Origin of the sequence: Pseudomonas sp. Irchel 3E19 (genome assembly GCF_900187585.1) — a bacterium.
Taxonomy (GTDB): Bacteria; Pseudomonadota; Gammaproteobacteria; order Pseudomonadales; family Pseudomonadaceae; genus Aquipseudomonas; species Aquipseudomonas baetica.
On record NZ_FYDT01000042.1, the window covers coordinates 1 to 24593 of the forward strand.

Here is a 24593-nt window from a genome sequence, read left to right on the forward strand (position 1 = left end):
TTGCGGGTCTGCTTACGCTTGCCTGCGTACTCGGCGTCAGCGAAGGTCATCTGTTTCATCGGAAAACTCGGCGGGTGGAGTCCCGGTATTTTGCCAAAATCAGGAAGTCTTCTTCAGAGTTTCCCTAAGAAGGTTGTCCGCGCGGGTTCAGTTTGGTAACCCAGCGCGCGTCTTCATTTCGACGACCTTCAAGGTGATTTCCTCTTTCACGCTCATCGCAGGGATCAGGATTGGAGGCAAATTTTGGATGCTCTTCAGCGTGAACCAAGCTGCAAAGTCATGGAAAGGGTTGAGCCCCATCAAATTGCCCAAAGTTTCATCCACCTTTAGTTTGCTGAAGGCAATTTGTGCTAAGCGGGTGACCGCTGCGTCAAGGTTGCAGTCGGAAATGAATAACAGCAGGCCGAGAGCGTGAACAGAGGTTTGACATTTTTCAGCTCGCTCAAGGGATAGTGAACAGGCTCCGCTTCCCTAATTACCTCCGTATAAGGAGGGGCCATGAGCGACCAGATCCGGGACAGGCAACACTGCCCAATTCTTAGCCTGCCAGCGACTACCCGATTTCCAAACAGATCCCCAAACATGGTTTTTTGAAAATCAGCATCCATCACCATCTGGACTGGGACCATCAGAGGTCGGGGCGACGAGGCTAAGGACGGCGGAGAAAACTAGGTCTATGAACATCAATCGATGAACAGCCGCATTCATTTCTGGAGCATTAAGCCAGCGGTGTTCTCCCGATGAGCGATTCATGAACATCTGACATCGCCCACTCGTTAAATCATGTATTGCGCTACAAGCACTCGTTGAACGCTTACTGATCGAGTGCTTCCACGAGCTCAATTTTCTCCAGCTCAGTTGCGAACGTTCTACTGCCCAGGAATATTTCAACAATCAGCTGTCACCGATAGAGTTTGAAAAACGTTCTGCAATGAGCTTGCAAGGTGTCTAGAAAATCCGGGGCGATTTATTGATTCAAGTTAAATAGGCTAGACTGCGCTCCTACCTTGCACAGGCCAACATACCATGCACTCTGCGCGCCTCTCCAATTCCTATACAGTTCTGGCCATCGACGACGATCCGCAATCGCTGATCGTGCTGTCAAAGACGCTGACCACTGAATATGAGGTGCTGCTGGCCAAGAACAGCGAACGCGGGATCGAGCTGGCTCATAGTTCCAGACCTGACCTGATCATTCTCGATATCACCATGCCGGGCATGGACGGTTTCCAGGTGCTCAGTGAGTTGAAGAACCATCCGGCCACGGCGACCATTCCGGTGATTTTCCTGACCTCGCGCAGCAGCATTGAGGACGAGCGTCTTGGCTTGCTGCTTGGCGCTGCGGACTACATCGCCAAGCCGATTTCGCCGCCAGTCGTGCTGGCCCGGGTGGCGGCGCAATTGGGGTACCGGGACAAACCGCTACATAGCCCGCAGCCGGCCGCCGAGCCGTCAGCGGGCAGCAATATGCGTGACGGTTTTACCTGCGCACTGGCGCTGCAGCTGGCGCAAAACCCGCACATTCGCCTGGATGCGCTCCTCGATACCCTGACGATCCTGCTCGACAACAGCGTCGTCGAAAGCGACCCGGCGGAGTTTCGCAGCGCTGCCTGCCTGGCGTTGATCGGCCTCAATCAGCCCTATGCCAGTCTTTCCCAGGCGCTCGTCAATAGCCGGTTGCTGATTGAGGAAATACTCAACCATGTCGACCCGGAAGACCGTTTGCTCAACCAGGCCTGGAGCATCAGCCACGCCAGCGTTCTGCTCGATAGTCGGGCAAGCGCTAAAGATCTCGAGTCCACGCCACTGTCGACACGCCTGTTCACCCTGGCCTTGATCTATCACTTGGCGCTTCTGCAACCCGGCATCGATCTACCCCAACGGCATGCCCACGCCTTCAGGCAGATGCTCGATCACCAGCAACTGATGTCATGCCTGCCCAGTGACCAGCAGGCACTGTCAGCGGCGATGCTCACCGCCTCCTCTAACTTTCCCGGCCTCTGAGCAAACAGCGAGTATTCACTATGGCCAACCTGGAAGATCTAGAGCTGTTTGTACTCATCGCCGAGTTGGAAGGCCTGTCGGCTGCTGCTCGTGCCATGTCCATCACCCCCGCCGCTGCCAGCATGGCGCTCAAGCGTCTGGAAAACCGCTTGGGCGTGCGGTTGTTTACCCGCTCCACCCGCACCATGAAACTCACCTCCGAGGGCGCACGCTATCTGGAAAGCGCACAGCATGCTCTGAAGATCCTCGCAATGGGCAAGCGCTCGTTGACTCATGATGACGGCATGCTCGAACTCACCGTGTCTTCAGACCTGGGGCGTCATCTGTTGCTCGACCTGCTGGCCCAACTGAAGCAGGAGAAACCGAAACTGCACATCAAGCTGTCTCTGAGCGACAAGGAAGAAGACCTGCTCAAAGGAAAGTTCGACGCAGCCTTGCGCTTTGGCCGCAGCCTGTCATTGGATCTGGTGGAACTGCCGGTACTCAAGCACCACCATTTCATTGTCTGTGCCGCCCCGGCTTATCTGGCCGCAAACCCGGCACCCGTCACCCCGGCGCAACTTGGCGAACACGACTGCATCATCAGTCATAGCATCGGCCGGCCGGAATCGCGCTGGCGTTTCCATGCCCAGGGCGAGGTCGAAGAGGTGCGGGTGCAGGGACTCTTCCACTGCGACGATGGCGACGCCGCCCGCCGTTGGGCCCTGGCCGGCCATGGCGTGATCTACCTGCCGCTGTTGACTGTCGCCGACGACTTGGCCGCCGGCCGCCTGCTGCCATTATTGGGCGGCTGGCTGGGGGATCCGGCCCCGCTGAACCTGGTGGTGTCGCACCGTTCGCAGATCTGCGAACCGTTGCGGGCCCTGCACCGTCGACTGGTGCAAGTGTGTGAGGAGCGTGTGGCGGCCTGTCAGGCGCTCCTCACTGCATGCGGTCGGTGACCGACTGGCGGTAGTGCACCAGTAAAGCGTGGGCCTGGGCAAACTCCAGGTCATAGATCAGTTCCTGGATAACCCACAAACCGGCGCCGTCGTCTTGCTGGCACAGTCGATCAATCAGGCTCAGGGCTTCGGCATTGTCCTCCACCAGCAAACGAGCAAGTCGATCCAGTTGCAGATCTTTTTCGTCATTTGTCAGAGGCGGACTGACAGCCGTTGGGGGCACCGCCTCGGCGGTAAAATCGGCAAGATCGGCGAGCACCGGCCGTAGACAGTCAGCCACGCGGTGAATCAACGACGCGGTATCAACCTCGCGCGTGCAGCCTTCTTCCAGCAATCCTGCAGCCTCTTGCAGCGCCGTCGCCCCGATATGCCCGGCACACCCCCTCAGACTGTGGGCCAGACGGCCGATGGCGGTCGTGTCCAAAGCTTCGTGAGCAAGCCAGAGATGCTCAAGCAGTTGCTGATTATCCGCATAAAAAATCCTTAGTAGATGCGCGTAGAGCGCTTCGTCCTGATTGACCACCGCAAGGCCAAGTGCGGTGTTGATCGACGAGCCGTCGAGGGCCAGCAATGACTCCGGGGGGGACACCATTGCCGCCGACGGTGGCTCAATGACCGACGGCAGCACCTGCAATTCCCGCGTTTTGATCCAGCGCACCAGAGTCCGGTAGAAAGCCTTGATCTCCAACGGCTTGGTAATGCAATCGTTCATTCCGGCAGATAAGGCTCGGCCCTTCACATCCGCCAGGATGTTGGCCGTGACCGCGATGATCGGCAGCCTCTGCAAATGAGCATGAAGGCGAATCTGCCTGGCCGTTTCGTAGCCATCCATGACGGGAAGCTGGCAGTCCATCAGCACAGCATCGAACTGTGCGTCGCGCATCAAGAGGTTAAGCGCCTCTTCGCCACTCTCCGTCATCACCACGTGGACCTTGGCGTGTTGCAGTAACCCGTCCACCACTTCCTGGTTCAACAGGTTGTCCTCCACCACGAGGATTCGCGCACCGGCTAATAGCTGCGCATAGTCGCAGGTGGACATTCCCGAATCAGTGAGCGTGGTAACACCACCGGTATTACCCGCAAAGCAAACCGGTCTGGGCGACAGTTCTTTGGTCGACGCAGGGTGCGCCAACTTCAACTGGGCCGTGAACTTGAACTCACTGCCCTGCCCCTCGATGCTGTTGACCCAGATATCGCCCTGCATCAGACGCACAATGCGCCTGGAAATCGTCAATCCCAGCCCCGTGCCGCCGTACCGTCTGCTGATGGACGGGTCGGCCTGGACAAAGGCGCTGAACAAGCGGATGCGCTGCTCCTCACTCATGCCCAGGCCCGTGTCAGCGACGCTGAAGCACAGCATCGCGGTGTCGCTCCATTGACTCAGTTGGCGCACACCGAGGGTCACATGCCCGACGTCAGTAAACTTGATCGAGTTGTCCACCAGATTGATCAGCACCTGAGTGAGGCGAAATGGATCGCCAATATAGACGCGACTCAAGTGTGAAGGGATATCCAGCCGCAGCTCGATGTTCCGCTCACGGGCGCGCTGACTCATGAGGCCGAGCACATCCTGAACCATCTCATGAAGATCGAAGCTGACCTGTTCGATACTTAACTTGCCGGCCTCGATCTTGGACAGGTCCAGCACGCTGTTGACGACACTCACCAACCCCTTGGCCGCGCGATCCATCTTCTCGATGTATTGTCGTTGCGCCCTCTCCAACGGCATGCCCAGAACCAGATGAGCCATGCCGATGATGGCGTTCAACGGCGTGCGGATTTCATGGGACATGTTGTCGAGAAACTCGGACTTGGCCTGGGTCGCCAGCTCCGCCTCCTGGCGTGACTGCTGTACTTGCGCCTCCACTGCCTTGCGCTCGCTGATATCGAAAATAACCCCGTCCAGGTACTGCGGCAAGCCATTGTTCTGGATGATCTGGCCCTTGTCATAGACCCAACGCACTTCGTTGCTGGCCATAATGATCCGGTATTCGAGGATATAGCTGGTGCTGTCCAGGCTGCGGTTGAAAATCTCCAGGTCATCAGGGTGAACGATTTCCCGATAGGCATGCCCGGACTGGAAATGGTGCGCGGGGTAGCCGCTGAGCGTTTCTATGGCATCGCTGAGAAATACCATCTCGCGCTCACGACTGGGCAGACTGCGAAACACAACGCCGGGAATGTTCGCAATCATCGACTGCAGTTTGGTCTGACTGTCCACGATGGATCGCTGCACTTCGATTGACTGGGTGATGTCCTGCAGCACCCCGGTCACACGAATGGCCTCTCCCCGAGCGTCGCGTTCCATGACCTTGCCGATGTCCAGTACCCATAACCAGCGCCCGCTCTTGTGACGCATCCGGTATTCGGCGCGATACTCGCCGACGCGATGATTGAGGTGGTCCATCAGCCTCGTCATGGTCGGTTCACGGTCTTCGGGATGAACCAGGCAGGTCCAGCGTTCCAGACCATTGCCAAATGTCCGATCAAGCTCCGGCTGACTGTAGCCGAGCATCCGCATCCAGACATCGTTGTTGATGATAGTGCCCAGGCTGACATTCCAGTCCCACAAGCCCAACGCGCCACTTTGCAGCGCCAGGTCCAGGCGCCGCTCACTCTGTTCGATACGTTGCATATCACGCTTGTGTTGCACAGCATCGGTCAGCCGCCGCAGGCCAGCCCAAAACATCAGGAATAACAACAGCGCACTGGCGCCTTCGATCAACAGAAACTGACCTTCGGAAAGGACTGCATCCAGGCTGTCCAGGCTGATAACGGCCCAGGAACCATTCGGGTCGTTCCAGTCGAAACTGTTCCGGGACACGGCGTAGCGCTGCCCCTCGAATGACACCACCGGTTGCCCGACATCGAACGGCAGCCGTTCAGGTACGCCGTTGGTGAATGGGTAGTTGCCAAATTGCTGGCGCACATCACCGGTAAATGTCTCAGGTGACCACGACCGATCAGACTTGAGCAAGAGCGAGGAAAGATTGGAGGACAGCACGACCCCACCAGGCGAGAGAATCATCTGCAGATGGTGGCGGGAGGTTTTGTTCAGCTCAGCGTCCAGAACCCGTGCATCAAAGCCCGCCACCACCACGCCGATAGGTTTATCCTGGCTGGTGCTGGAGGCATACACCGGCGCCGCCATAAAAAACATGCGCTGGCCCAGTGTGCGGCTGATGGCACCGTAGACAGTCGGTTTGCCCTGCATCGCGGTCTTGAAATAGGGGCGAAAGCCTATGTTCAAACCTTCCACCGAACGTCCAAGGCTATCGTACGCCGCCACAATCACACCCTGCTGATTGACGACATAGGCATGACCTGCGCCAACCACCAAGGCGAGGCTTTTCAATGGAGTGGCGGCCTCTACTTTCAAAGCGGTCGAAGGCGCAGGCTCGCTGATCACCTGTTTAAGCGACTGCGCATGCCGCCCGAGCATCGACAGTGCGCCAATGGCGAAACCGTCAGCGTTCCAGGCGCCAAGGCGCGCGGCATAGTCCTCAGTCATGGCCTGGGTATCGATCCGGTAACGCTGCTCGGCCTGTGCGCGGTAGAGATTGCCCAGCAGCAGCCCACCACCGACGGAAAGGATTATGCCCCATGCGTAGCAAAACACTTTATGGCGATCAAAGAACGTCATTAATCTATGCAACATCGGATCCCCCGCTGATCACCCTGCCCGTCACTGTAACCCTCCACCACCTGCTGCGCCTCGATCAGCGTCTCGCCAATTGGCGGGGGAACTCCGGCGGCAGGAAATCACGATCCGGATCGTAGTCCGGCTTGAGGAAGTCGCAGAGCGCTCGAAGATCCTCAGGGGCCAGGGTTCCGACCGACTGCTTCAGGCGCAGTGTATCGAGAATGTAGTCATACCGGCTGTTGTTGTACTCGCGTACCGCGCTGTAGAGCTGACGCTGGGCCTCCAGCACATCGACGATATTGCGCGTACCGACCTGGAAACCCTTCTGCGAGGCCAGCACCGCGCCCTGGTTGGAAATGATCGATTGGCGACGTGCCTGAATCTGTTCGACGCTGCTGTTGAGACCGCGGTGCAGATTTCGGGTCTGCTCGACCACCTGGCGACGCAGGTTATCGTTGAGAGCATCGCGCTGGTTCAGCCGGTGATGCGCTTCGCGCACCTGAGAACTCACCTGGCCACCGCTGAACAGCGGGATATTGAGTTGCAGCCCGATCGAGCGTTGCTCGACATCACCGCCATAACCGCCACCTCTGAGGCTGCTGTTACCGTAGCCGAGGTTATCGTTGTCGCCGGTCTGATAACGCAGCACCGCATCCAGGGTAGGCGCATGCCCGCCCTTGCGCGCGCTCAGGGTTTGCTGCGCGGCTTCCAGGGCCTGCCGGCTCGCCAGCAGTGTGAGGTTTTGTTGCATGGCGGTGTTGACCCAGGCGCGTGCATCGTTGGGTGTGGGCAGCAACACTGGCATATCGTGGCGCACGCCCTGGATTGCCGGATATTGCTGATGGCTCAGGGTATCGAGGGCTTCGAAGGCATCGTCCAGTTGTTTCTGCGCGACGATTCGACTGGCCCGTGCCGTGTCATGGCTGGCCTGGGCCTGCAGCACATCGGTGCGATCAGACACCCCCAATTGCAGCCCTCTGTCAGCCTGTTCGAGCTGACGCTTGAACGCCGCCTCCTCGGCTTTGCTCGCGGCAAGACCATCCTGCGCCTTGAGCAGGCCAAAATAAGCCTGAGCGCTGTCGAGCATCAGCTTCTGCTCGGCCGCTGATAACTCCAGCAATGCCTGTTCACTCTGCGCCTCGGCAGCCTTGAGGCTGAACCAGCGATCGATGCGAAACAGTGGTTGATTCAACGTCGCTTGATAACTGGTACCGCTGCGCCGGGTCTGCTGCGCAGGCTGTTGCAGTGTGGTCTCATTGTTATTGATCTCCGCACCCGCCGAAAACGTCGGCAACAATGCGGCCCTTGCCTGGGGCACAGCCTCGGCCCGGGCAGCCTGGTCAAAACGGGCGGCGGCCAGTTCGGAGTTGTTCTGTTGAGCATCCTGGTAGACCTGCCAGAGATCGCTGGTGGCGGCGATGGCTGGCGCGGCGGGCAGCCAAGCGACCAGCAGCCAGCCGGCAACGGCTTGCCGTGAGAAAATTATTGATCGGTTCATGATGCTGGGTTGTTCCGCAAAAAAAGGATCGAAAGTACGCAGCGACAGAAGGAGCATTGCGCTCCTCCTGTCATCTCCTCTGCGCCATCAAGACATCGAAGGCACCAGAACGCTTGGCACACTCTGGCGGTTCATCGGCAGTTTCTCGCGGCTACCGCCCTCATCAGGGAAAGTCGCCATGATACCGTTTAACTTGGCCAGATTTGGACTCTTCGTGTGTGCGAAAACACCCCCCTCATCTAACGGCTTGGCGGACTGCTGCTTGCTCCAGGACAATTGGACAAGTCCGTCCTGAAGACTTTCCTTTCCAGCGAAGTCCTTGGCCAGGTAATTGATGTCGATCACCTCCCGGTTGCTTTTCAGTTCAATCAGCAGGTGACGATGCACCGCTGCCTGCTCGCCAAGCACCTTACGGATCATCAGTGCGGTGCCCGTCGCTGAGTCAGTCAGAATCAGGTCGTCGCCATGCCGGCTGACCAGCATGTCTGGCGAAACGGTCGGCGGCAGAATCAGGCGGTCCAGTGCCAGGCCTGAATCTTCATTGTCGATGACGATGGTTCGGTAGTGCCCCCAAGCTTTCTGGCTCAGACGGTAAGTATCGTGACCACCGCCACCATGGAGCACCAGCGTAGCGATCCCGGTGAGCAGCGGTGGTGCCAGTTCGTCTGTGCCGCTTGCCCCCCCCGTGCCCTGAAGCAACAGGGAGGAATCGGTACGGTCGACCCCGGTGAAGTGATTCCAGGCCTGCGCGCCCTCGCTGTTGACCCGATAAAGAACCTGGGCTGTCGAACTGTACACATAGGCCGCCTGCTCGCCTTCGCCTACCCCGACAAAATCAAGGTTGTCCGTGGCAGCGATGCCTTTGCCGGAGAACATCTGGCCACTGTCGATATCGAACCAGCCTCGACTTGCTTTGCCCTGCAAGGTCAGCACACCCTTCGCCCGCCACTGCCCGGCCAACTCGGCAAGGGCTTTTGGCAAGCGCGTCAGGTTGTCCTGCTGCCATTTTTCATCGACTGCCACCAGCTGTAAGTTGCCCTTGTTGGTGCGCAACAAAATCTCGCCGCTGTGCGTTGTCAGACGCAATCCACTCTCGACTTGCAGCACTGACTTGAGCTGCATCGTCGGTGTCAGTTCGCTCGCGACAGGCGTTTTCGCCGCTGCATCCAGCACTGCATCGTTGCCGAATGCCGTGGCCAACGCATCCGCAGCCATGGAGGGCTGGAGATAAAGTTTGCCGCTGCCGGGTTCGAACAGCCGTGCCGTGACCCCATCGTCTTCAAAGCCGACAAATTGCAATGGCTTGCCCTGCAATGACGATGCAGCCACCACCACACGACCACTGTGGTACCACACCGACAGCGCGCCTTGGCCGTCGCGATCCTTGACCCCGAACACGGCCAGGGTGGCGTCAGCGCCGGTGACCTTGGGCAAGTCCAGCCACCACGTCGGACGCCCTTTGAGCCAATGCTCATTGACGGCCTCGTAGCTCAGCGAGCCCTGCGCATCAAGCCGGGCCACACGCCCGTCCACAGTGACCGCAAGCAGTTGGCCCTCCAGCGCCAACACGTTCGCCAGCTCCGGGATATCCATGCGCAAAGCCGTTGGATGAGTGGCATCGAGAATCGCCTGGCCTGCTCCGTTCTGGCGGAACAGGACCTTTTGCGACTTGCTGTAGAAGAAAAACACTTCCTGCCCATTGGGCTGGTGAATGCTGCCCGCCAATACCAGATCGGCTGGAATTGTCCAGGCACTGCGGGTCCTCTCGGGCGACTCAAAACGCAGAACCTGATCCGCCGGCGGTGCCAGATTCGGCTTGATCAGCATGCCATCGGTAGTGCGTATCCAATAACGATGCGCCACCCCCGCCGCATCGGTTCCAAACACCGTGACCAAGGCGGCGGGAACCGGATGAATCAGCCGCCCACCGACCTTGTAAACCGGAGTTTCGCGCTGCGTGCTGAAGCTTTCGTAGCCTTGCAGCAAGTTCACGAATGCATCGTCATGCTGACGGGTACGCGCCAACAGTTTGAGCAGAGCATCGTCGCCGACAGCGCTGACCAGTTCCATACGATCACCGACGAGGCGGTAACTGAGTTCTCCCTGGCCGTCATACCGACGCGCCAGATAGACCTCTCCGCCCTCCGCCCACAATCGACTGATCTTGCCCACGCTGTCGTTGAACCATGGCGTGTACTGCGCGTCGACCTTGCCACTGGCGATATCGACGCGCCATGCCGCTGCGTTCTCGTCATCGTGGAAGTAGGCGTAGTCACCTATCACCGCGCCGAGCTGAGCCTTCCCGGCCTTCACTTCGGAGGTGTCGGTGAACATCATGCGGTCCTTGGCAACGTTGTAGTAAGCGCGTCCAAGATTGCGCCCGTTGTGCTGGTAGTTATCGACTACCACGTACTGCCCATGTAACTGATGCGCGCTGGCCAGATCCTTCAGATGTTTTTCGATTCCCTGGCCGGGAGCTTGCCACTTGCTAGCATCCTCGGACACCACGCGAGCACTCAGGTTGGTGAAATCGACTTCACGCACCTCATCCTTGCCATTGACCAGCAATACCCGCCCATTAGTGGCCGGGTCCAGCAGAACACTGACCCCACCGATCACCACCCGATCCCGCAGGACCTGGATGTTGCCTCCAGCGAGCCGGCTAGTGTCGATGATCCAGCGCGAAGGCTTGTTGCCCACCAGGCTGTATGGAACACCGCCACCCACCGTGCCATCGAGTGAATGGATCTCAACCTCGGTATTCGCAGCGAAAGCCGGAACCTCGCTTGAGAGTTTCAACCAAGCGCCTTCCTTAAGGCTGACCAGATACTCGCCGCCCGCCCCCTTGATCTCGTAGCTCATGAAACCGTGAAGCTCTTTGGGCAACTCGGGCACGATCAATTGCCGGTTACGCTGATCAAGTTTCACCTCGACTGAGGTCGCTACATATTCTTGAAAGATTTTGCGGATCGTCCGCTCGGCAGGAAAAATGTAGAAGTCATAGTCGAAACGCTTGTCTTCCTCAAGGCGTCGGATCACATCGAAACCGGCATCGTGGCGAATGGTCGCGAAAGGCAACTGCCCGTATTCATAGCTGATGTAGGACTTGGGCGTACCCGGCAAAATCACCACGTTACTCTCGCCGTGATCGAGTGTGGAGGTTGCATTCCGGTAGCCGATTCCGCTGCGTATTTCGATCGCCTGATTGCGGTCTTTGACCATTACCGGATAATCGCCGGCCCAAACGAAATAGTTGATTTTGCCAGAGCCCGAGCTGCCCGAGTGAGTGCGGTAGATGTACTGACTGTCGAAGCTGATCTGGTTTCGTTGCAGGTCGAGTGTCTTGACCACCGCCCCGGGCAGTGGCACCAACATTTTGTGCGCTTGATCATAGCGGTAGCCATGGCCCTTGTAGGCATCGTCGACCGTATCGAAGTAGCGCCCCACCGCCTTGGCATCCTCGGCGACCGCCCCAAAGGCCTGAGCCAATCCGGTAAAGCCAACAGCGAGCCCGCCGACAATCACTCCGACACCGCCCAGCAAGGCTCCTGCCGAAGTCGCGCCCAACATGCCCGCACCGATACCTGCGGCCCCGGTGATGAAGCTTGCCGAATCAAAGGCCAATTGAGTGCCGAACACTGCCTTCTGAGTTTCATTTTCAGCATGGGCCAGTTCATAGGCGTCGAGAATCACCATACCGCCGCCGAAGATTACGCCAGCCCCTTCACTGACGGTGTGGCCCAGGGTCGACGCGAAGTCTTTGACAGTGGCCTCGCCGGCGACCACTTCGCCACGCAGCGCGGTGCGCACCAGCTCGGTGACCTTACCCACGTCCTGCAAAACCCCATGGCCCATCTGGACCATATTGAGGTAGCCATGGATCTTCAGTGCAGTCGCCAGATCAGTCGAATCGACACCACGGGCGCGGTCGTCACGCTGCTTGTCGGCAAACCACTGAATCAGTGTCTGCAAGGCAAATCCGGCGTTAAGGCCATCAATCGAACCGGCCTCACCCACACTGCCCCGAGGCCGCATCTGCCCGCGTTCGAGGGTGAAATGCTTGCCCAGCGTAGCGGTGTGCTCATCAATAAAGCGACGAAATTCGGTAAAGTTCGAATCCCGGGTGTTCAGCCAGCGACTCTGCTCCGGCTGATCACGGTTGATGAATTGCACCCGATAATTGCCTGCACCCTGGTCCTCGGTTGTGGCGATGATCGGCATCCAGCGCGGGTCAAGGCCATTTTCCGTCGCAAGCCGCGTGCTGGACTCGGCGAATCTGGCGCCCCATTGCTCAACATCAAGGCTCATCAGGCTGCCGCGCAACTGCATATCTTCGGCAATCCGCGACTGGGCGCTGACGGTTTCCTGCACTTGCCGACGCTGACCGATCACTGTCGCCAGTTCGCCTGGACGGCTCAGATCGGCCACTTCCAAACCATTACCTACCTGGACTCTGGCCATCTTGTCGGCATCGATCTGAACCAGATTGAATTCCGGAGACTGCTTGCTGCCGAAAGCGCCGTAAAAATCTGCCAGCCCTCTGCCTACCAGATGCTGCTCCATTGCCTTGAGAAAGCTGGCTGTATCGTCATAGGCAAAGATCCCGACATTTGGATCATAAAAATAATAGCGACGGCCCTTAGCCATAGCCGTGCTCGCTACCAGCATTGAGTGATTGCGGGTGTTGAGGGCAAATGTCGAGGTACCAGTCGCCCCTTTGAGCCGCCCGACCACATCGGCCAAATTCAGTTTGCCTACCGCTGTAGACGCCTGCACCGCATCACCATTGGAATGCAGCCCGACCAGACTGTTCTTGAGCAACGTCGAACTTCCTGCTTGCGGCTCCGCGGCCGCCAGGAACAGTTTTTGCACCAGACTGTTGATGCCAGTAGAGCCGGCGTCGGCCAGTGCCACCGCCATCGCCCTGACCAATGGATAGCAGCGGCCACCGAATCGATCACCGACCAGCGACAGATAGAAGTCCCGCGGGGCCAGTTGACTGAACGTACTTCCCGCGCGCTTGAAGCCCTCGCTCAGCAAGGCTGTATGTTTCAGTACCTTTTCAATGTTTTCGGCCTGACTGATTTCTTCGATACGAGCACTCAAGGCTCCCCGTTGTTGCGCGGTGAGTTGCCCTTCGATGAACAGCTGCTTCATGTCCAGCGCCGACATTTTCTGGGTCACGCCAGGAATACTGATGTCGCGAAAAGCGCGTAATCCCTGCATGAACTCAGCGCCCAGTGCGCCTCGCTGGTACGCCTCGAAGTTTGCGTAGCGCTCGCCCAGGCTGCTGGTTGCATCCTGGTCTCCACCGCGCAGGTCGGTATCGTCAAAACGAAGGACGCCTGGCATTCCCTCCTTGGCCTTGATCTGCGTCCATAGCCAGCTTCGGTCGACAGAACCGCTCTCACGCAAGACCGGGTCGAACTGCGCCTTGTAATATTCATGGGTAAGGAGGTTTTGCTTGATCTGTTGATCGATCAATTGTGGCCGCGACGCGGTACTCCGCTGTTCATAAAGCTCGTCGCGCTGAGCCTTCAATTGGGCGATCTCAAGTAAATACTTGCGATTAACCTCTTGGCGCAAGGCAGTCCATGCGGCAATTGCCGGATGGTCGTAGGAGAATGCTCCCCCGCTGTACACACCGTCCTTGACGCCTTCGGTAGACACAGCGAACTGGCCGGCCAGTTTCTTCAGTCGTTGGTGTACCTGTTCGCGATAGTCAGTGAATTCGGCCAGTTTGTGCGGTCCGATCTGGCTATCGGCGAGCTGGATTGACAGTGGTTCGTCCATGACCCTCAGTGTTGGCGAGAGGGCCCTGTCAGCGCCGCGATACTCTTGGCGCTGGACCGCCAACTGCCATTGACCATCGACGAACTGCAGGTACGCCGCGGCGATCCCTTCCGCCGTAGCGCCGATCCGGTAGTCGTTCCAGTCCACCGACATCACCACATTGTCGTAGAGCACGGAACTGTTGACCCGGCCATCGTGGTAAACACGTAAAGTATTGGCATCCAGGCTGGTCACCACCAGCGAGGAGCCTGACAACGTACCGGTGAACAGAAAGCTCCCGGCTGCGGCCTGTTTGGGGATATCGATGTAGGCCGGCGACGCGTTGCCCTGATTGGGGCCGTTGTAACCGAGGAAGTAAGCCGCCACGGTGTCAGAGCCACTGGTCGCGGTGTATTCGACCTCGTACACATCGGCGTTCATCTTGATCAACTTGGCAAAAGCCTGGTCCGGCAACCGTCCTGAGCTGACCAGCGTCTCGACACTCAGGGCATGGGTCTTGGCAAAGAGCGCGGGGTTGGCGGCGAACTGACGGATATCGATGCTGCCTGCACGACCGCCCAAATCGCCGCGCGTACTCGCCGATCCGGCATTGATTTGCCCATTGATATCGAAAGCCTGGCGGACCAGATCAGCGGCATCCACGCTGACCGGATCAACCTTGCTACCAGGGGTTTTGAACATCCGGGCAAGCAGGTCCTGCAAGGTTTTAAAGGTACTTGCATCTTCAAGAACGCTACGCAATTGCGCCTGATCCAGTTCGTCATTGTCCCCGGGGAACAGCAGCGTCAGGACATAATTCTGCGCTGCCCCCAACTGTTCCAATGCAACCCGACCCAGGCGCAGGTCGTCGAGCAGGGCCCCTACGTCGATACCATCGCGCCCCAGCAGTGCCCGTGACGGCAGCGACTCGAAAACCTCGGTCACACCCTGGTCCGGGCTCCATTCCAGCACGACCTTGTGCCTAGGGTCTTTGTGCCACAACTTGCCGTCGGCATCCCTGGTGGTTTTGATTCCTTTCGCCTGGACAACGACGTTGGCACTGCGGGCCGATATTTCGAGACCCGGGATTTGCAAGGCTTCCACCAGCTTGTGCCCAAAACCACCGAGCAGGTCGGCGTCTTCGACCGCGCAGCCGACAAGGCTGATCCGCGCCGGCACCGAACTGATGCTGTACTCGTCGTAAAGGCTTTGCTGAAAACGGCGAATGTGCTGTGACCACTGGGCAGCATCCAGATCACCGAGCGTGCGCGCGCCGACCGGACCCTCACCGTGTCCGACAATCTGCCAGCGCACTTTGTCGATTGCGTCAAGCTTCTGGAAGATCGCTGGATCACCGTAGACCAGCCGCATGTTGCCATCGGCATCAAGTTGTATCACCAAAGAGCTGTCAGGGTGCTTGCCCGCCAGATCGGCAGCCGCCCGCGCCACTGTGCCCTCATTCTGGGTCTGAACAATGATCTGCGCCGCGTACTGACTATCGCTGCCGTCCGGGCTGCCTTGAACCACAGGCGTAGCCCAGCGGTCGACGTACCGGCTTGACACCACAGGCGTCGAACTCGCGGGGGCATCACGCCTTACCGCCAGCAACGCTTCGCTCGTGGGCGTGCTCCATGAGCCGTCATTCTGGGCGTTGGAGATGACCGTGGGTGTATCACCGATGTTTTTGCTGGCCGTCACCTGATCGCCCAGGATCGTGATTTGCGCGGGCATGGTCTCCGGCTTGAAGCTCATGAACAGGACAATTTGCAGATTCGCCAATTGTTTTTGCTGGGCAAACGCCTGTGCCAGCGTACTGGCGGGACTGAACGTGATCTCGGTCTGCGCGCCTGTCTGAAACTTGAATGTGGCTTTGCCAGCGGCGGCATCGCTGACCACCTCAATATCGGACCACATGCTGCGCAACATGTCGAAAGCCGGTTTGCTTGAAATCTGATTCGAGTACTGGTCTATAACGTCGCCCTTAAAAGGCAAATAAGCGACGAACTCGCCGTTTTTGTCCGCCTGGATCGGGAATGAGTCAGACTGCCGGTGGCCTTGCCATGCATCGAGTAGCGACAGAATGCGCAGGTAGGACTCTTCCCGTGTCTTGCCAAAAACCGCTGCATGGGCAGTCAGTTGTTCACGGGTCCAGATTTGCGACTCACCCAAGCGGTTAGCCTTGGCCGCTGTCACTCGACTACCCGCATCCATGCGATCCATGGCATCGATTTCCAGCAGCTTGTTCCCCGTTTGCTTAAGCAGCAGGAGCAATGCGTTGTTGCGTGCGGATTTCGGATTAAAGTCGATGTAACCTTTCACTTCGCGATGCAAACTGATCAGGTCAGCCATGGGTTCGCCTTGAACCCATCGCTTGTGCATGCCGGCGAGCACCTCCAGATACACCGGTTCTACCAGACTCCTGGAGTTGACCAGTAACTCGGTATCCTGTGCGGTCAGCAGCGATCCGACATCCTTGAGCTGTTTACCCCGATAACTATCCGCCGGCTCATGCAAAACCCGGATGTCGCCGATCAGCCCCGACTTCTGCAAGGCACGCAACATCGGGAGATCGGCGTTCCAGAAGGTGCCGTCGAACTTGCCCCCGGCATCAGGCGCCACATAAACGGTGCCGTAAGCATTAGCAGCGAGGGTCGCACTCACCGAGCGCAAATAACCCTCCATGTCCCGATGACCTTGACTCGTGGCTTTCTTGATCGCGTCGTTTGTAGCAGACGCTGGGGCATTGACAGCCTGGGTCAGGCTCTCTGCTATTTTCTGCACGAAACCAATAGCCGCGATATCGTTCGGCGTCGCTACCAGCGGCTTGCCTTCCGCCGGCATCCGCTCATTCAACGCAGCCTGATACTGCGCATTTACCGCGCCACCGGATGCCAGCAGCAGGTCAGTATTCATTCCTGATTCAAAGGGAAAATCCAGTGATCCAAGATAGGTCATCAATTCCGTGAGCTTGCGGAAATTCTGTCGAATAATACCGTCGACCGCGAGGTTCGCGATTCGCGCGATCTGGCTTTGAGTCAACGTGGTACCGGCGGGTAGCGGCATCGCGCTGACACGTTCGACAAGGGCCTTTTCCAACCCGCCGAGATTCAATGCGTCGAGTTCACTTCTGGTGAGCCGCCCGGCATTCGCTGCTGGAGTCACAGCGCTTTCGAGCAGTTGCTTGCTCAGCAGATCATGCACCTCGCCAATCACCTCAAAGCGTTCACTGAGCCGTCCGACAGGGCCGCGATCCAGGGATTTGCGATCAGGGAAGGTACCCGAGGGCGAAAACACCGCTTTTAGTTCGTTCAGATAAGAGGCCAGGCGTCTGGCCTGCATTTTTGGGACAACCTGCGATGTAATCAACTTAGACTGATCAGCCGCGGCGTCCTGGATAATCTGCAAGGCGGTTGCGGAGTACATGCGGTTTTCATGAAAGACAAAACCCTCTCTGCGTTGTGCGGCGATATAGTCTTTTAATTGCGCTCTGGTGGCGATGAACGACGCCCCTCCCGGATCAATCCCGTAAATGAATTCGTCTTTTTCGGGATACGGATTATCTTGCTCGGTGCCATGATTGACGACCTCTTTCATGCCCAATGACAGGGCCGCGTCATTCATCAGATAACGGATATTGAGCTCAAAGTCGCTGATGGTTCCGAGCATGTCATGAGTGGTCCGACGCTCTGCCGCGCCGAGGTTTCTCAATGCGCCCTCCACCGCTTTGCCCCACATCACCGCAGATTTTTTTTGCCCAGCGTCAACCACGGTGGCTCCGGAGGATGCGGGTTCAGCGAAATTCGACAAGTGCGGAACAATGGCAAACATATCAATGTCCGCCGTCAACGGGCTGCCTTTGCGGTCTGCCAGTATGCGCAGCGCTGTGTAGGCAGATTCACCCGGGCGTCGGTAACTGATAGCGTAATGACTGCCCTCGGCGACCGCACGAAACTCAAAGGCGCCCTCTCCTTTTCCGAACACTGAAAAGGTGCCATCCGGTTTGATCGTGCTGATCAGCCTGGATTGCAGCAGAAATTGAAATCGCTGCTCACTCAACTTCAATTGCGGCGATGTATACCCCAGCTCAAGACTGTGGCTGACATCAGCTTTCGCCTTTTCAAATACGGCGGTAGTGCCGTCCCAGAGTTTGGACAACGACGGATCCGCGGGAATATAGCCAGACTGTGGCCCCCAATCGGCAGATTTCGCGTGAACCTGGAGGTTTTTGGTGCTGCTGCCCTCACTGATCAACCCGGTGGAAAACGGGTTGACCAGTCTGAACAACAAGATGGTTTTATTGTTTTTGGCGATGGTTTTATATTCGTCCACCAGTGCTTGTGGAACGCCTGATGCCTGGTCGGCTTTAATACCTTCTTGATTGAACTTCATAGTATTCACCCCGTTACCTTCTCTTCGTCCGAATAAAAATAAATGGCGCGTTCAACCGCCCTTGCGCCGACAGTCTTTTCGTCAATCCTTCATCTGCAATGCCCACTGCCGGGCATACACCCCGTCCAGGGCGAGCAACTGTTCATGACTGCCCTGCTCCACCACCTGGCCTTTGTCGATCACCAGAATTCGCGAGGCGTGGCGCAAGGTATTGAGGCGATGGGCAACGCTGATCACCGTGCGGCCCTGGGCGATGCGGTGCAGGTTGGCCATGACCGCGGCTTCGGACTCGTAGTCCAAAGCGCTGGTGGCTTCGTCGAGCAACAGAATGGCCGGCTGGGTCAGCAGGGCTCGGGCCAGAGCGATGCGCTGGCGCTGACCACCGGAAAGCTGGCCGCCGCGCTCGCCGACCTGGGTGTCGTAGCCCTGACCCAGGGCCTGGATAAACTCATCAGCACCGGCCAGAGCCGCCGCTTCGTATACCTCGGCATCCGTGGCTTGTGGCCGACAGAGCCGGATGTTTTCGGCGATGCTGCCGGCAAACAGCACGCTTTCCTGCAGCACCACGCTCATGTTGCGACGTAGCGCCACAGGGTCGGCGATGGCCAGGTCGATGCCATCCACCAGCACGCGGCCGTGCTGTGGCACATAGAGGCGTTGCAACAAACGGGTCAGGGTCGATTTGCCGGAACCCGAGGGGCCGGTGATGCCGACAAATTCCCCGGGCTGGATGTCCAGGTTGAGATTGCGCAGAATTTCCTGGCCGTCCTCGTCATAGCGAAAGCGCACGCCTTGAAAGCTCATGCTGCCCGCCAATGCCGGTACCGAGGCCAGACCACCGCTGCCGCTTTCGCACTCGGTTTCAAGGATGTCGCCCAAGCGCCGCAGCGAAATCAGGGTGTGCTGGAAGTCCTGCCAGACCTGGGCCAGACGAAGGATCGGTTCCACCACATGACCGGCGAGCATATTGAACGCCACCAGTTGGCCCGGGGTTATCTGCCCGTCCATCACCAGGGTCACGCCCCACCACAGCAAGATTGCCGAAGTGAGTTTCTGGATCAGGCCAATGCCCTGCCCCGCCCAGATACCGACCAGGCGGGTCGAAAACGCAGCCCGCACATAGGCGGCCAACTGGCGTTGCCACTGATGTTGGAACAGCCCTTCGGTGGCGCCGGTCTTGATGGTCTCAATGCCCGTCACGGCCTCGGTCAGAAAAGCCGTGTTATCCGCACCCAGCTCGTATTCGCGCAGCGCCCGACTGCGCAGCAGCGGCCCCACGCATAACCAGAACAGTAAATACAACGCCAGGGAGCCGATGACCACCCAGGTCAGCGTCGGCGCGTAGCTGTACATCACGCCGATAAACAACCCGCAGAACGCCAGGTCCAGTACCAGAGTCAGCGCCGAGCCGGTGAGGAACTGACGAATCTGCTGCATCTCACCGACGCGAGCGATGATCTCGCCCGTCTGGCGTTGCTGAAAATAGCCAAGCGGCAACTGCACCAAGTGCTGATACAGGCGTGAGGACAGTTCGGCATTGACCTTGCTGGCCAGATTGGAAAACAACCACGAACGTATGAAGCCATAGAGCGGCTCGAATATCGCCAACGCCAGCAGGGCAATACCCAGCACCTGCAAACTGGACAGACCGCGACTGACCAGGACGCGGTCGATGATGTTCTCGAACAGCATCGGCGTGACCAGCGCGACCAATTGCAACATCAACGAGACAAGCAACACGCTGCGAAACTGACGCAGGTGCTTGATGATCGACGGCAGGAACCAGGCAATGCCGAATGCCGGAGGCTTCAGGCCCGTGTGGCGCTCGGCCAAAAGCAGAGTCTGGCCGTGCCAGAGAGACGTCAGCATTTTGCGCGGTAGCGTCTGGCAACGATCTTCCAGTGGCCAGTAAATATCGACCTGGTCCGCTTCGACGCTGTTGAGCACTGCCCAGCCGTGAACAGTTTCCAGCAGCGCCGGTAGCGGTAGATGTTCCAGACGCTGGACCGCGCTGTGCACGGTACGCGCCCGCAGGCCGACCCAACCGGCGCAGCGGCACAGATCAAGGCGATCGGCCGTACCTTCAACACGTCCCAGGCGATGACTCAACTGCGCCACACTGATATTCAGATCAAAGTGCCGCGCGGCCCAGGACAGGGCCTGCAAGCCGGTATCGAGAAATAGCGGAGCCTGGTCGGGCGTCACTATAAAGGCATCAGTCATGCTCAACGCTCCCGCAACGCTTCGGATTGATACTGCTGGATGGGGCTGAGCAAGTAGTCGATCACCCGGCGGTCACCGGTGCGGATCTCTGCGGTGACACTCATGCCCGCCTGCAACGCCAGCCATTCCTGACCTACGGCGATGGCGGCACGGTCCAGGCGGATGCGTGCAGGAAACACCAGGCCCAGCTGTTCGTCCTTGATTGCGTCACCAGAGACGTGGCTGACAGTGCCGCGCAAAGTGCCGTAGCGGGTATAGGGAAACGTATCAATCTTGACCTCCACCGGTTGCCCGGCGCGGACAAAACCGACGTCCTTGTTCAGCACCATGACCTCGGCATCCAGCTCGGCACCTTCGGGCACGATCACCAGCAGTTGCTGGGCCGGTTGCACCGCGCCACCGAGGGTGTGCACCGCCAGTTGCTGGACCACTCCGTCGACCGGCGCGAGCAAGGTTTGCAGGCGTTGCCGGTCACGGCCACGAATCAGTTGCTGCTCAAGTACGGCGATGTCCTGATGGGTACTGTTGAGCAGATCGTGCTGCTCGCGCTGGGTCCTGGCGAGGAAGCTGTCGCGTTGTTCGACACGGTTCTGTGCCTCAGCCTTGAGCACCTGGAGTTCGGCGTTTTGCTGGGCCAGCGAGCGCTCGACTTCCAACTGCTCTTTTTCCTGCTCAAGCAATTCGACCTGCGGCATCAGTTGCTCGGCCGCCATCGCCCGCCGGGCGTTCAAGCGTTGGCGAATATTGCTCGCGAGTTTCCCCAGGGCGGCAATTTCCACACTGCGTGCGCGCTGATTGGCGTGATTGATACTGATCTCGGCGCGCAGGCTGTCGAGGTTGGCGCTGATCTCGCGCCAAGTGCTCGCCAGCTGCGCTCTAGCCGTCGCCACCTGCTCTGGATTCAAGCCAGCGGGCGGCTGATAACTGCCCAGCGGGTCGTTATTCAATAACGCCTGAGCCCGCGCCCTCTCCAGCAGCTTGAACGCCAACTGGGCCTGCAACTCGCCCAACTCGGCATCGACGCCAATCGGGTTCAGCGCCACCAAAGGCTCGCCGGCTTTGACACGTTGTCCGTCACGCACATGGATCGCGCTGACCTCGCCGGCCTCGTGGGCCTGAATCACCTTGGTATAACTGGAGACCATCAGCCGGCCGGTGCTGCTGGCGTGGATATCGAGAAACCCGAAAATCGCCCAGCCCAATGCCAGCAGGACCGACGCAATCAGCAACAAGGCTGTGGCCCGCGCCCACGGGGCCGGCGGCCGCTCGACGATCTCCAGATAGCCGGGCTGAAACTCATATTCGTCTGTGCTGCGCTTGAGCGCGGCAGGGGCTGCGCGTAATGCTCGCCACGCTTGTCGCAGGGCTGTGAGTGTCGAGCCGGCCATCATGCATCCTCCTTGAGCAGCGCCTGTTGCAAAGCCCAAAGCCGTGCATAACAACCACCGTTGGCGAGTAGTTCGACGTGGCTGCCGGACTCGCTGATTTGCCCCTGTTCCAGCGCGATGATGCGTTGGCAGTGACGCACCGCCGACAGCCTGTGCGCGATGATGATCACCGTGCGGCCCTCGGCGATCCGCGCCATGTTGTCCTGGATCAGGGCTTGGGATTCATCGTCGAGGGCGCTGGTGGCCTCATCGAAAATCAGTAGTCGCGGATCGCCCATCAACGCTCGGGCAATAGCCATGCGCTGACGCTGGCCGCCGGACAGCGAACTGCCCGCCTCGGCCAGCACCGTGTCGTAACCCAGGGGTAATTGCAGGATGAATTCGTGGGCGCCGGCCAGGCGCGCAGCCTCGATGACGTCTTCCAGGCTGGCGGTCGGATGGCGCAGAGCGATGTTTTGCCGCACGCTGCGGTTGAACAGGTAGTTTTCCTGCAACACCACGCCGATCTGGCTGCGTAGCCAACCCGGCTCCAGCTCTTGCAGCGGCTGACCATCGATCAAGATGCGCCCAGCGTCGGGCACATAGAGTTTCTGCAACAAGCGCGTGAGCGTGCTTTTCCCCGAGCCGGAAGGCCCGACGATGCCGAGGGTCTGCCCGGGAGCGATGTGCAGATCCAGATTCTGCAGCACCAGATCGAGGTCGGGGCGATAGCGGAAGGCCAATTGCTCGATACGCACTTCACCACGCAGCGCCTCGACCGGGCGTTGCTGGCCGTCGCTTTGCTCCACCGGCAGGTTGAGCATGTCCCCCAACTTGTCTACCGACACCCGCACCTGGACGAACTGCTGCCAGACATCAATCAGCTTGGCCAGCGGTTGGCTGACGTGGGACAGCATCATGTTGAAGGCGATCAACTGGCCCAGCGTCAGCTCCAGGCCGATCACTTTGTGTGCCCCCCAACAGATCACGGCAACGGCCGTAAGCTTCTGCAACAGCGTCACGCTCTGACTGATCGCGCTGCCCAGCGATTGGCTGGCAAACCCGGCCTCGACCATCTCGGCGGTCTGCGCCTCCCAGCGCCGTTGCATCCGGGGTTCAACCGCGAGGCTCTTGATCGTTTCGCTACTGCTGACGGTTTCATTGAGAAAGGCTGTGTTGCGCGCAGCGCTCTGGAATTGCCGCTCAATACGTTTTTCCAGCGGCCCGGTGCTGGCCCAGGCCAACAGGAAATACAGCGGCAATGTCGCCAAAACCAAGAGCGTCAGCGGCCAGGAGATCCAAGCCATGACCGCGAAGAAAACCAAGGTGAAAGCTACGTCGACACACAGGGTCAGCAAGGAGCCGGTGAGGAACTCACGGATGCTGTCCAGCTCCTGAACCCGGGTGATAATCGCGCCCACCTGCCGTTGCTTGAAATACAGCAGCGGCAAGCCCAGCAGATGACGGAACAGTTTGACCCCCAGGCCAATGTCGATGCGGTTGGCGGTGTGCGCCGACAAGTATTCGCGCAGCCCCTTGAGCAGGACTTCGAACACGCCCACGACCACCAGCGTCACCACCAGTACATCCAGAGTGGCCAGCGCCCGGTGGACCATAACCTTGTCCATCACCGCCTGAAAAAACAACGGTGTGGCCAGCGCCAGTACTTGCAACAGCAAAGAGCACAGCAACACTTCGCCCAGCACCCGCCGATGGTGCAATAGCTCAGGGACAAACCAGGACAGGTCGAAACGCAGTCCGCCCTGGCGCACGCGGATCACTTGCCCGCTCCACTGCGCTGCCAACTGCTCGCGCTCGATCACCTGCGGGGTGTCGGCCGAGGGTGACTGGATCAAGGCCTGGGTCTCGGAGAGTCGGGCCAACACCGCAAACTCACCGGCCTCGTTTCGCCAGGCCAGTGGCAGCATTTTGGGGGACAACTTGCGCAAGGACAGGCGCTCAAGACGCAGGTCAATGTCATTGGCGGTACCGTAGGCTCTAACGGCGGTGCGCAGGTCAGTCTGAAACCGTCCGGCCTCGACATCCGCCTCATTGCGCTGACTCAGCTGCAACAACAGTCGGCAACAGCCGAGTGCCGAGTCCGTCCTGATCGCTTCGGCCTGGCCGGCGACAGGGCGCTCCATGACAGGAGTTTCGGTCACAAAGATCTGCGTCATCGCAGGGCGCTCGATGGCGCGCGGTACGGTGAGGTGTGACGAGCGCTTCGCATAAAACTCGCTTTCCTTGATGGGGCTGACATAACCCGATCATGTGGCAGCGAATGCAAAATGATAATCAGCGGCCCAGTTGATAACTGTTAAGGAAAAATTGATAACGAGCCTCTGCCAGGTGCATTGCGCGCTCCCTGTCGTTCCTCTTGCCACGGCTGGCTATTCACACACTGACGGGGACTGAGCAATGTCTCCGTTATCGCCCGGGGTGTGGCCATCCGTTGCCGGAGAACACGTTTGCCAGCCAGACAATGGCGGAACGCTATCGCTGATTCGGATGGCGAAGAATCCAGCGAAAAGCGCAATTGCATTCAGGGAAATCCGAATAATGCTCTTCGAAAATCTGGCGCTGTTTTTGTTGATTGTCGAGAAAGGTGGCCTGTCCGCCGCAGGCCGTGAGGTAGGGCTTTCGCCGACGTCAGTCTCGGAGCGACTCGGGGTTTTACGGGGCGACGTTGCTCACCCGCACCACCCGGTCGATCAGCTTGACGGATGAACAGAAGGGGCATTGCGCCCCTTCCGTTG

Annotated in this window: 10 protein-coding genes; 3 read left to right on the top strand and 7 right to left on the bottom strand. The window is 58.8% G+C overall.

All coding sequences use genetic code 11. From position 1 onward, the window contains the following. Nucleotides 1–147 precede the first annotated feature (147 nt). Nucleotides 148–324, bottom strand: a complete 177-nt coding sequence (locus CKW18_RS30655) for a hypothetical protein (RefSeq protein ID WP_170947302.1) — start codon at nucleotides 322–324, stop codon at nucleotides 148–150. A gap of 702 nt (nucleotides 325–1026) precedes the next feature. Between CKW18_RS30655 and CKW18_RS22255 the strand changes: the two genes are divergently transcribed. Together CKW18_RS22255 and CKW18_RS22260 are read left to right on the top strand one after the other, a co-directional pair. Then, the gene (locus CKW18_RS22255) at nucleotides 1027–2004 is read left to right on the top strand and encodes a PleD family two-component system response regulator (RefSeq protein ID WP_095190778.1); all 978 of its coding nucleotides are present in this window, start codon (nucleotides 1027–1029) and stop codon (nucleotides 2002–2004) included. A gap of 20 nt (nucleotides 2005–2024) precedes the next feature. Next, nucleotides 2025–2945 (top strand): LysR substrate-binding domain-containing protein, encoded by a 921-nt coding sequence (locus CKW18_RS22260; protein ID WP_095190779.1) that lies wholly within the window; start codon nucleotides 2025–2027, stop codon nucleotides 2943–2945. Here CKW18_RS22260 and CKW18_RS22265 read toward each other — a convergent pair. From CKW18_RS22265 to CKW18_RS22290, 6 genes are all read right to left on the bottom strand, one after another. Then, a complete protein-coding gene (locus tag CKW18_RS22265; protein ID WP_095190780.1) occupies nucleotides 2926–6603 on the bottom strand; it encodes a PAS domain-containing protein in 3678 nt (1225 codons plus the stop codon). The two genes, CKW18_RS22260 and CKW18_RS22265, sit on opposite strands and share 20 nt — an antisense overlap. 61 nt (nucleotides 6604–6664) lie before the next feature. Continuing rightward, nucleotides 6665–8086, bottom strand: coding sequence for a TolC family outer membrane protein (locus CKW18_RS22270; RefSeq protein ID WP_095190795.1), 1422 nt, complete (start codon nucleotides 8084–8086; stop codon nucleotides 6665–6667). A gap of 87 nt (nucleotides 8087–8173) precedes the next feature. Beyond that, the gene (locus tag CKW18_RS22275) at nucleotides 8174–18247 is read right to left on the bottom strand and encodes a TcdA/TcdB pore-forming domain-containing protein (RefSeq protein ID WP_095190781.1); all 10074 of its coding nucleotides are present in this window, start codon (nucleotides 18245–18247) and stop codon (nucleotides 8174–8176) included. 81 nt (nucleotides 18248–18328) lie between these two features. After that, complete coding sequence (locus tag CKW18_RS22280) at nucleotides 18329–20470, bottom strand: type I secretion system permease/ATPase (protein ID WP_095190782.1); 2142 nt, start codon at nucleotides 20468–20470, stop codon at nucleotides 18329–18331. Nucleotides 20471–20472: 2 nt separating this feature from the next. Next, nucleotides 20473–21858, bottom strand: a complete 1386-nt coding sequence (locus CKW18_RS22285; protein WP_256587059.1) for an HlyD family type I secretion periplasmic adaptor subunit — start codon at nucleotides 21856–21858, stop codon at nucleotides 20473–20475. After that, on the bottom strand, nucleotides 21858–23981 hold the full coding sequence (locus CKW18_RS22290) for a peptidase domain-containing ABC transporter (RefSeq protein WP_095190796.1): 2124 nt from the start codon (nucleotides 23979–23981) through the stop codon (nucleotides 21858–21860). The genes CKW18_RS22285 and CKW18_RS22290 overlap by 1 nt, the downstream gene beginning before the upstream one ends. A 415-nt stretch (nucleotides 23982–24396) precedes the next feature. On the opposite strand from CKW18_RS22290, the gene CKW18_RS22295 reads away from it, so the two are divergent. Further along, complete coding sequence (locus CKW18_RS22295; protein ID WP_238156248.1) at nucleotides 24397–24564, top strand: LysR family transcriptional regulator; 168 nt, start codon at nucleotides 24397–24399, stop codon at nucleotides 24562–24564. Nucleotides 24565–24593 lie beyond the last annotated feature (29 nt).